The following is a 1498-nucleotide window of genomic DNA, read 5'->3' as shown; positions in this document are numbered from 1 at the left end:
AGTCGGTGGCGTTCCAGTCTTCGAGACAACGCTTTCGTTCTTGGGCCTCAAGCAAGGCAAACTCGGCCAACGGTTTAGCGCCGGCCGACAACAGGAAATTCAACGCCGATTTAAAATGCGCCAACAGCCTGTTGACGGTAGCGGCGGCAAAAACCTCGGCTTGGTACATGGCCTTGATTTGCAATTGCTCGCCCGGCACGACGACCAGCGTCAGCGGATAATTGGTTTGTTCCTTGAACTGCGCGGCAACGATTTTCAAACCCGCCTGTTCGTCATTCAGCAAGCCGGCGTCCAACGGATAATTTTCCAACACCAACAAACTTTGAAACAAAGACTGGCCGGCCGCATGGCGGCCGCTGCATTCCATGATCTTGCTCAACGGCAAATAAGCGTGGGCATCGCGCTTGAACTGTTCGGCGGTCAGCGCTTGCAGCCAATCACAGGCCGATTGCCGGTTATCGATATGGGCCGCGACCGGAATCGTATTGATGAACAAGCCTACGACAGACTCAATCCCCGGCAATTGCGGCGGCCGGCCGGAAACCGTCATGCCGAACACGACGTTTTGCTCCGAACTGTACCGGCTCAGGATCAAGGCCCAGGCCGCCTGCAACAACACCGCCAGCGTGGTGCGCTCCTGTTTAACGAAAGCGCCGATGCGGCCGCTTAATTCCGCCTCCCAAACCGTCGCCGCGTCGGCATAACCGGCAGAGGTTTTCGGTTCGACGCAAGGCAGCACGGTCGCGGCCTGAATCGCCGCCAACTGTTGTTGCCAATATTGCATGGCCGGCTGCGGGTCTTGCTGTGCCAGCCAATGCAGATAATCGGCAAACGGCCTGAGCGGTTTTGCCTGGTAGGCCTGTCCCTGCACCAACGTTTGATACTGCTTGGCAACGTCCTGCAAAACCAAAGGCAAGGACCAGCCATCCATCAATAAATGATGGTAACTCCAGAGTAAACAATATCGCTGCTCGCCCAGTTTAATTAAGCTCAAATGCGACAACGGGCCACGGCTGACGTCGAAGCCTTGCCCGGCTTGTTGCTGCTGCAATAACGCCTGCCGTTGCCGCTGTTCGTCGGCCGCCATGTAGCTCCAGTCCAGTACCTGCCACGAGCAAAACCCGGTTTCGATCAATTGCTGATAAGGCTTGCCGCCGCTTTGTTGCCAAATAAACACCCTTCTTAAAGCATCGTGGCGCAGAAAAACCGCCCACCAAGCTTGTTTAAACAAATCGGCTTGCAGATCGCCCTCGAACGTCAAAACCATCTGTTGGCAGTAAACGCCTTTGTCGTCATCGTACAAGGCATGAAACAGCATGCCTTCCTGAGTCGGCGACAAGGGCAGGCATTGGTTATCGCCTTCGGCGGCGGCGACCATCGATTGTTCGGTTTGTTTAGCCAAGCCTGCCAATTCGGCAATCGTCTGGCCGAGAAATAAATCCTCGACGCGCAACTCAAGACCCGCCTCTCTGGCTCTGGCCACGATCTGAATGCTTAA

1 protein-coding gene is annotated in these 1498 nt (G+C 55.7%); it reads right to left on the bottom strand.

From position 1 onward, the window contains the following. Nucleotides 1-1483 (bottom strand): condensation domain-containing protein (locus tag A1355_RS09375; RefSeq protein WP_231883619.1); only part of this gene is annotated, 1483 nt, incomplete at its 3' end. Nucleotides 1484-1498 lie beyond the last annotated feature (15 nt).

Source organism: Methylomonas koyamae (assembly GCF_001644025.1).
GTDB classification, from domain to species: domain Bacteria; phylum Pseudomonadota; class Gammaproteobacteria; order Methylococcales; family Methylomonadaceae; genus Methylomonas; species Methylomonas koyamae_A.
Note: the sequence above shows the minus strand (reverse complement) of the source record. Positions and strands in the feature narration are given on the sequence as shown.